This is a genomic window from Wolbachia endosymbiont of Drosophila incompta, assembly GCF_001758565.1.
Taxonomy (GTDB): Bacteria; Pseudomonadota; Alphaproteobacteria; order Rickettsiales; family Anaplasmataceae; genus Wolbachia; species Wolbachia pipientis.
Genome location: NZ_CP011148.1, coordinates 1,082,724 through 1,091,518 on the forward strand (window position 1 = coordinate 1,082,724; position 8,795 = coordinate 1,091,518).

5 protein-coding genes and 3 pseudogenes are annotated in these 8,795 nt (G+C 36.8%); 4 read left to right on the forward strand and 4 right to left on the reverse strand.

Annotated elements, in window-relative coordinates:
- From terL to topA, 3 genes and pseudogenes are all read left to right on the forward strand, one after another.
- The coding region (gene terL / locus WG67_RS08740; RefSeq protein ID WP_458694925.1) for a phage terminase large subunit at positions 1 to 387 on the forward strand (387 nt) is incomplete at its 5' end.
- Positions 388 to 477: 90 nt separating this feature from the next.
- Positions 478 to 576: pseudogene (locus tag WG67_RS08745) on the forward strand (TomO hydrophobic C-terminal domain-containing protein); the annotation flags it as partial.
- Positions 577 to 663: 87 nt separating this feature from the next.
- Positions 664 to 3,114: pseudogene (gene topA / locus WG67_RS04920) on the forward strand (type I DNA topoisomerase).
- A gap of 164 nt (positions 3,115 to 3,278) precedes the next feature.
- On the opposite strand, the gene trhO reads toward topA, so the two are convergent.
- Entirely contained in the window at positions 3,279 to 4,106 is an 828-nt protein-coding gene (gene trhO, locus WG67_RS04925) for an oxygen-dependent tRNA uridine(34) hydroxylase TrhO (RefSeq protein WP_010963056.1), read from the reverse strand.
- A 129-nt stretch (positions 4,107 to 4,235) separates the two neighbouring features.
- Between trhO and WG67_RS04930 the strand changes: the two genes are divergently transcribed.
- Positions 4,236 to 5,834 (forward strand): ABC transporter permease, encoded by a 1,599-nt coding sequence (locus WG67_RS04930; protein WP_070356982.1) that lies wholly within the window; start codon positions 4,236 to 4,238, stop codon positions 5,832 to 5,834.
- A gap of 8 nt (positions 5,835 to 5,842) precedes the next feature.
- Here WG67_RS04930 and WG67_RS04935 read toward each other — a convergent pair.
- The 3 genes and pseudogenes from WG67_RS04935 to WG67_RS06975 all read right to left on the reverse strand — a co-directional run.
- A pseudogene (locus WG67_RS04935) lies at positions 5,843 to 6,607 on the reverse strand (Rpn family recombination-promoting nuclease/putative transposase); the annotation flags it as partial.
- The gene (ltrA, locus tag WG67_RS04940) at positions 6,571 to 8,064 is read right to left on the reverse strand and encodes a group II intron reverse transcriptase/maturase (protein ID WP_245683364.1); all 1,494 of its coding nucleotides are present in this window, start codon (positions 8,062 to 8,064) and stop codon (positions 6,571 to 6,573) included. The pseudogene WG67_RS04935 and the gene ltrA, both read right to left, overlap by 37 nt.
- A 127-nt stretch (positions 8,065 to 8,191) precedes the next feature.
- Positions 8,192 to 8,335: a hypothetical protein gene (locus WG67_RS06975; RefSeq protein ID WP_173862902.1), complete on the reverse strand. Its 144-nt coding sequence runs from the start codon at positions 8,333 to 8,335 to the stop codon at positions 8,192 to 8,194.
- Between the last annotated feature and the right edge of the window lie 460 nt (positions 8,336 to 8,795).

An 8,795-nucleotide genomic window follows, 5' to 3' on the forward strand; every position in this document is an offset into this window, starting at 1 on the left:
CTCGACGTATATCGCGCAAAGCTTGAGTATCCAAAGCTTAAAGAACAGGTTTTGTCACTAGCTGCAAGATGGACGCCACACGCAATTTTAATCGAAGCAAAAACAAGTGGTCAACAATTGGTGCAAGAGCTAAAGACAAACAGTGATTTACCGATTATTGAAATAGTGCCACATGATGACAAGCTCACTCGATTTCATCAAATTGTTCCGATTATAGAGTCTGGCAAGGTTTTTCTGCCACATCAAGCAGTATGGCTGAACGATTTTGAGTATGGGATTTTAATGTTTCCTGAAACGCGCCACGACGACCAAGTGGACAGTACCGTGCAATATTTGCAGTGGGTGAGAAACAGTACCTCTAGGGTTACGGCTGTACGGGCATTGTGATTTGAGAGCAATTTCCACAAGGGAGGATGTCATCCCAGCGCTCCTTTTTTTGTCATGCAAGTAGCTGACACTGGAATCTAGCTTCTCGTTGCTGCTGCGATCATATACTATTGTAATGAGCCTTCAAAGTCACTTAAAAATAGCAACGTCCAAGGGTTTTCTGAAAAGGTCCCACAACCCGGTTCGTAAAATTCACAAGAACCATTAAAATATTTTTTTACTTTTCATTGTATATTTCTCAACATATTATCTTTAAGTACTAAAATAATTAACAATATGGCATTATTAATAGTTGAATCACCTGCGAAAGCAAAGACAATAGGTAAATATTTGAGTAAAGAGTTCAAAGTAGCTGCATCCTTTGGACATGTGAGGGATCTTCCAGCAAAAAACGGTTCTGTCGATCCGGATAATGATTTTACTATAAAGTATGAAACCATTGAAAAAGCAGAAAAGTATATAAAAGAGCTAGTAAAAGCCGCAAGCAAAACATCAGATATATATCTTGCAACAGACCCAGACAGAGAAGGGGAAGCAATGGCTTGGCATGTGATAGAGACATTAAAAGAAAAGAAAGCAATCAGTAATTAAAACAACATTTATAGAGTAGTCTTTAATGAGATAACAAAAAGAGCAGTACAAGAAGCAATAAAAAATCCACGTGAAATTAATATGGATTTAGTGCGTGCACAACAAGCACGTAGAGCTTTGGATTATCTAGTTGGATTTAGTTTGTCACCACTGCTGTGGACAAAATTGTCGGGAAGCAAGTCTGCAGGGCGAGTGCAGTCTGTTGCATTAAAGATTATATGCGAACGAGAAGATGAAACTAGTAAATTTATAACACAGGAGTATTGGAGCATAAAAGCAGAAATGCAAAATAGCAAAGATGAGGCTTTTTTTGCTATGCTAAGCCACTATGACAATAAAAAGCTAGAAAAATTTGATATTAAGAATGAAGAAGAAGCAAAGAACTTAGTCAGGGAGATTGAATCAAGGCAATATGCTGTAAGCACAGTAGAACGCAAGCAAGTTAAGAGAAACCCGCTTCCTCCGTTTATTACTTCAAGTCTTCAGCAAGATGCAGTGAATAAACTGTATTTTAATGTGAAAAGTGTTATGCGCATAGCGCAAAATTTATATGAAGGTATCGATATTGGTGGTGAAACTGTAGGGTTGATAACTTACATGCGTACAGATGGGTTTCATATTGCAGATGAGGCTATAAACTCAATTAGAGGGTCAATTAAGTCATTATATGGTGATAAATATTTACCGCAGTCTCCTCGTAAATATGTAAAAAAGGTCAAAAATGCTCAAGAAGCACATGAAGCAATTCGTCCAACTGATATCAATAGAACGCCGGGTAGTATTAAGGATTACTTAACGCCAGAGCAATTTAAATTGTATGATTTAATCTGGAAAAGGACCATTGCAAGTCAAATGGAGTCGGCGATTCTTGATCAAGTGGTAGTCGAAATTAGTTCTACTGACCAGAAAGTAATTCTGCGAGCAAGTGGATCAAGTATATTCTTTGATGGTTTTTATAGAGTCTACCAAGATAACATAGAAGCCGAAAATGAAGGCCTGCTACCTGCCATGAAGGAAGGGGAAGCGTGTAAGCTGATTTCAGTTGAGCCAAAACAACATTTCACTCAACCGCCACCTCGTTATAGTGAAGCAAGTATCGTAAAAAAAATGGAAGAAATCGGTATAGGTCGACCATCAACTTATGCAACAATTATTTCGGTATTACAAGATCGTGAGTACGTTTCATTGGATAGCAAAAGGTTTATTCCAAGCAGCCGCGGTAAAATCGTTACTATATTTTTAGAAACTTTTTTTCAGCGTTGTGTAGAGTATGATTTCACAGCACAAATGGAAGAGAAGCTTGATTTAATTTCAAATGGACATGCAGATTGGAAAAAAGAATTAGGCCACTTTTGGGTGCCATTTTTTGGTCATGTAAACTCTGTCAAGCAAATGACGCATGATGAAGTTTTCAGCGGCATTCACGATTTGGTAATCGATTGGTTTTGTTCAGAAGAAGGAAGAAAAGAGGTGAATACGAAATGCCCTGCTTGCTTAGGTGGCATATTGAAATTGAACTTTGGAAAAGCCGGGGTGTTCCTTGGATGTTCTAACTATCCTGAATGCAACCATACAAAAGAAATTACAGGTAGTAACGACAATTCAGAATATCCAAAAAGTTTAGGTATAGATGATATAACAAACCAAGAAGTGATGATCAAAAAGGGTCCTTTTGGACTTTATCTGGAGTTTAATAACGAGTTAAAAAAGAAAAAAACGGTTTCCATACCAAAAGATATAAATGTTAATGAGATTGATCTGAGCACCGCTACTCAGTTACTTTCCTTGCCAAAAGTAATCGGAGAACACCCTGAAACCGGAAAGGAAGTAAAAATAGGCCTTGGGCGATTTGGGTACTATATTTTCTATGATGGTAGATACTTTTCTCTTAAGAAAAGCTCCAAAGAGGTGCTGAATACAGAATTGAGCGAAGCTGTACAAATTATTGCAAACAGTCCACGCAAAGAGTTAAAATCTCTCGGGGTTAATGAAAAGGGAAAAGAAGTTTTTATCTGCAACGGTAGGTACGGATTCTATATAAAATGCGGTAAAACAAACGTTGCTTTGGGCAAGAGTGCAGATATTGAGAGTATAGATCTGGAGAAGGCTTTAGAGTTGATTAAGGGTAAGAAATAGACTTCTTGCATAACCATATGCTCTTTATTGTCATTCCAGCGCGTGACGCTGGAATCTAGAAAAAAAGAACCTGGATGCCAGTGTCTGGGCACTGGCATGACACCCTTTCTGGTAGAGGTTGCTCTCAAATCACAACGTGCATACAACTGCAGCAGTATGATGTTTTATTTATTATAGCTATAACACTGAAGTTTACAATCAGAACAAACCACTTGGCCACGTGGAACTGATTTCAGTTTATCAGTTGAAACTTGATTTGAGCAGAATATGCATTTTATTGTGTTGCTTGGAGTAAGTGAGTTATCAACAGCAATTCTATCATCAAAAACAAAACATTCTCCTTTCCAATTACCATTTTTATTATAAGTTTTTTCAAGGTAAGAAAGAATGCCGCCTTTAAGATGGTAAACATCACTAAATCCAAGGCTTTTCATATATGCTGTAGATTTTTCGCATCTAATCCCACCAGTGCAGTACATAGCCACTTTCAGGTCTTTACTCTCAGAAAATGACTCTGTCCACTGAGGAAACTCACGGAAACATTGTGTGTGTGGATTAATTGCATTCTTAAACTTGCCTAATTTCACTTCATACTCGTTTCGTGTATCTATTACTAAAACGTCAGGTTGAGAAGTAAAATCATCCCAATGCTCTGGATCAACATATTTACCCCTAAGGGAAATATCAAGATTGCTTACACCAAGATTCACAATCTCTCTTTTTAATTTTACCTTCATCTTGCTAAATGGTTGATATTCTGCTGCACTCTCTTTCCATGTAAGGTCCCTTAGCCTATAATCAGAACGTAGAAAATCGAATATTTTATCAATTGCGTTTCTTTCACCAGATATTGTTGCATTAACACCCTCTTCTGCAAGGAGTATAGTGCCCTTTAACTCAACGTTGTTGCATGCAGCTTTTATTTCGTCTTTCATGTCATAATAATTAGAGAGTTCTACAAAGTGATAGAAAGTTGCAATGACGAAGCTCATGATTATTCACTTATCAACTAAAAACATGATATACAAAATTATAAAGATATTCAATAGTACGGCTGTTAATTACTGGATATCTTCAGTTTTTACATATAACATTTTAATATAAAATATAGATTCAAATTAATGTTTTTAAGAGTATTTAAAAATATATTCTTATTTTTAGTAAGCATATTATTCGTCTGCCCAATATTATCATTAATATCAATCTTATTTACAGATTCAGCGAATTCCGAATGGGTAATCAGTACACTTTTTCCTGAATATATACTGAGTACGTTAATTTTGATGGTAGGAGTAGGGGGAATATCTTTCATATTTGGAGTAATTCCAGCTTGGCTCACCACATTTTTTTCATTTCCTGGAAGTAAAATTTTTGAGATTGCTTTGTTCTTTCCGATATCGATTCCTGGATATATAGTAGCGTTCGTCTATGTAAATACGCTAGAGTTTTCAGGTCCGGTGCAGAGCTTATTAAGAGACATTTTAGATTGGAGCAAAGGTGACTATTGGTTTCCTGAAATAAAATCCCTAGGTGGTGGAATATTAGTAATGGGATTCAGCCTATATCCATACGTTTATATGTTAGTTCGCTCAAGTCTAAAGAATGTTAGTAACTCAGTCACTATTGCGTCAACGCTTGGGTTCTCCTCATTGAAGAGCCTGTTTTCTGTTATCATACCCTCCATACGCCCATCAATTATAGCTGGGTTGTCTTTGGTACTAATGGAAGTAATTACAGATTTCGGCACACCACAGTTTCTTGCTATCGATACTTTTACGACAGGAATATATCGCACCTGGTTTTTACTGCATGACAAATATTCAACTACTGTTTTAGCAGTTGCAGAATTAATTTTCGTTGTGATACTAATAGCTATCGAAAAAAAACTACAAAAAAAAGGAATATCTTACTCTTCAATCAATACCAATTCGGACTATCACAACAAACGGAGTATAAGTGGCGCTATGCCGTTGACCTTTGCTTATCTTATGTGTGTATTGCCGATCTTAATAGGTTTTATTTTGCCAATGATTCCGCTCATATATTGGAGCATAGAGAAGGGGTTTTTCATATACGAAGCAAGATTCTATAACATAATAGCAAATAGCATTAGTTTATCATTTATCACCGCATTAATCTCAATTAGCATTGCAATAATGATTGGATATACGGCGCGTAAAAATAAGGTAATCAACAATATAGCGCGTCTCATTTCTTTAGGCTACGCAATTCCAAATGCAATTATCGCAATTAGTATAATAATATTTTTAAGCAGAATATCCTCTTTCATTACTCAATATGTTGTGGAAATTAGCTTGGTAGGAACTATTGGCGCATTAGTTTACTCATATTTATTTCGTTTTTTTGCTATATCTTTCAAGGCGGTAGAGTCAGGGCTCAAAAAAACACCAAATGAAATTGAGTGGACTGCATATACTATGGGTCATGGACCTATTTCCACATGTTTGAATGTTCATATCCCTCTCATCAAGAAGAGTATATTATCGGGATTTTTGCTCGTATTTATGGATACTATCAAAGAGCTCACAGCAACACTCATTATAAGACCATTTAATTTTGAAACTATATCAACTAGAATATATGAACTTGTAAGCGATGAGCGCTATAGAGAAGCTGCCCCATTTTCGTTAATAATAGTTATAATAGGCTTAATCTCTACAATAACCTTATTTACACTTGATGATAAGGATAAAAAATAAACGTAACCGTTCACACTTAATTCTTCAATCTCACTAATAGAAAGGCCAGTAAACTTAACAATAGTGTTGACATCAACATTATTAGCCAGCATTGCTTTTGCGACTTCAATTTTCCCTTCAATTTTCCCTTTCTCTATACCTTTTTGTATACCTTTCTCTTCAGCAAGATCAAGTCTGTATTCAAGAATAGCTTCTTCTTTGCGTAGATCCATTATCCTTTCTTCATAGGCTACTAAATCTTTTTCGTTCCAACGAAACTTGTCTAATTCATCATATGCTAGCTTTATTATTGGCGCTTTTTCTGCTATCTCTTTTAAGTCCTCTTCTGTTGTTTCTTCTGCGTATTTAAAAAAGAAACACCACCTTTCTACTATACTTTCTAACTGCTCTACTTTATTTTTTGCGAATTTAGGCAACTCAATAAAGACAAACTGAAAATCTTTTAAGTAATGGCCGTTAGTTTTTATATCACGTATATTGTGAGTAGAAATATAATCAACTTCTTCAGGAAGTAAGTTACAATTTGATATAGCAATAAAGAAGACTTTCTTTAAATCAATGTAGTTGCCAGATTTATCTAATTGTCTTGAGTAGGCTTTAGCGGCATATAATTGAGCGCGTTTTTCGAAGCCCTTGTCTCTAGCGAGCTGGTTAGGTAAGGAAGTAGTATTGCTACTACTCCCTCCCTTAGAAACGCAGCATGCAGGTTTCCCCACACTACGCTTGAGCCCCTTATCTAAGTCCTTCTTTTCTCGAACCGGCTTGTCCTTGATGATTCCTCAGAAAACATCATTCTTAATGGTGACACCAACAGTAGAGAACCTTCTCTTGAGAAAGAGCTTGCTAACATTTTTGTTTGTTTCACTCTTTCATCAAAATACTTTTTCCATTTTAAGTCAAGTGGATTTGCATCCGCCCTGATTTTAACATGTTGTCTGATAGGTATATCAATCAACCTAAGCAGTCTTAAATACCTTATCTCTTTCGGTTTGTTCTTGCATATGGGTGCAGCAAAGACCCATTGGCGTTGTTTCATTACCTTGAAGTAACGATTCTTTATCCAACGTAATCCTTTACGAGGATGTCTTTTCTTTGCCCATTTCCATAGAGCACACATAATTTCATGGTCTATTTTGTTAAAAGCTCTTTTCGCACACACATGGCTGTAGTAATTTCCCCATCCCCTTAATAGGGAATTGAGCAACTTGATTAGTACGGCCTGAGTGTTCGCTATGTTTGCCTTTATCAATGTACGTGCTTTATTAAGAAGTTTCTTAATACTTTCTTTTGAAGGTTTTATAATTAACTTCTTATTATACCTGCGTACATTACAACCAAGAAAGTCAAACCCTGTTGTAATAGATGTAATTTTTGTTTTCTCTTCGGAAAGGATAAGACCTCTCTCCTGAAGAAAGGACGATACTAGAGGTTTTACTTCATTTTCCAGTACTTCACGTGTGATTCCTGAAATGATAAAGTCATCTGCGTACCTGATTACATTTACTCCACTTCTGATTTTGCTTCTTCTTTTACTGCCAAGTTTACCAAATTGACTTTCCAATGATTTTTCAAGTCCATTTAGGGTTAGATTTGCTAGTATTGGAGAGATGATACTACCTTGTGGGGTACCTGCAGTTGTGGAATACAGAGTTTTTGATTCTAGGAAGCCAGCTTTTAACCAGCTATGAAGAATTTTCTTCTCCATAGGAATATGCTTCATGAGCCATTCATGGTTAATGTTATCAAAACACCCTTTAATATCACCTTCGAGTATCCATTGTAGTTGGTTACGGCTTGCCAGTAACAAGTGACAAGCCACAGTAGCGTCTGCGCAGGATCTTTTTGGTCTAAAACCATAAGAGTGACGATCACTGATCGTTTCAGCTATCGGTTCCAAAGCAAACAAGTATAATGCTTGCATGGCTCTATCTTTTATCGTAGGGATTCCAAGAGGTCTTCTTTTGCCATTAGACTTACTGATGTATATCCGTTTTAGCGGAGAAGGTTTGTATCCTCTTTGTTTTAATAGCTTTATTCCTTGAAATTTTGTGTTGCAAGTTGACCATATTTGACGATCTACACCTGCTGTGTTTTTTCCTTGGTTTTCAGTTACTCTCTTAACCGCCAAAGCTTTGCCGCTAAAAGAGCGTGTGAGAAGGTGTTGTAAAGTTTTCACCTTACCCCATCTGCCTTGTTGGACAGCCTTAACAATACGCCTCTGTAGCCTCATAACAACTTTTTKRCATCCGTACTAAAATTTCAGATATTATAGCCTTTTACTTGTTTCCGGACAACCTCTTACAGTTGTACTTGTAATCATCTGCTTTCCTACCTTAAGTGGTTAACAAAGTTTCTTGTCATGAGGGACCAAATGGAAGTCTGCTCGTTTTCACGCGAATTAATGTTACAAATTCTATCCATTTCGTTACAAAATGGCATTCGCTTTCTCCATTATCCTTTACCTGCACATCCATCAGCATTCCTTGCGGGTTGCCTGCCATATAGGCGAAAATACAGGCTTATCCTGTTCCTTTTGTCATACAATAGTGGGTTAGGTGGCTTCTCTATACCGGTGGAATTATTATTTGCGTACATCCAGAAATGAAAAATGTCACATTACCTTTTGGTCGGAGCTTATCAGCATCTTTAGCTCTTTAATCGTTACGATACTTATGAAGCTTCACTTACGTTCACCATACCACTAAGCCTAGCCCTCCAACCACATGATGCTTGTAGTTTATGCTTTCTCTCACGATTGAGCATCTTCTTTATCAAGAGGAGGTTCATTGTCCGCGTCGCTCGGCACCAACTGGTTACCCAATTCGCACTGATGCGTAGACTCAGATGGCAAAACATCTGGTTCAATAAGCTTTAGAATCCTTTCAGTTTCTTTCTGAATGAATTCCTCTCCTTTTAAACAATATGACCGAAGGCTTTCATGGCACCATTTGTTGTAAACTC

What these genes read in the sequence shown, in the direction of transcription:
- trhO (WP_010963056.1), bottom strand. Translation starts at nt 4,106, where the DNA reads ATGAGCTTCGTCATTGCAACTTTCTATCACTTTGTAGAACTCTCTAAT.
- WG67_RS04930 (WP_070356982.1), top strand. Translation starts at nt 4,236, where the DNA reads ATGTTTTTAAGAGTATTTAAAAATATATTCTTATTTTTAGTAAGCATA.
- WG67_RS06975 (WP_173862902.1), bottom strand. Translation starts at nt 8,335, where the DNA reads ATGGCAGGCAACCCGCAAGGAATGCTGATGGATGTGCAGGTAAAGGAT.
- ltrA (WP_245683364.1), bottom strand. Translation starts at nt 8,064, where the DNA reads ATGAGGCTACAGAGGCGTATTGTTAAGGCTGTCCAACAAGGCAGATGG.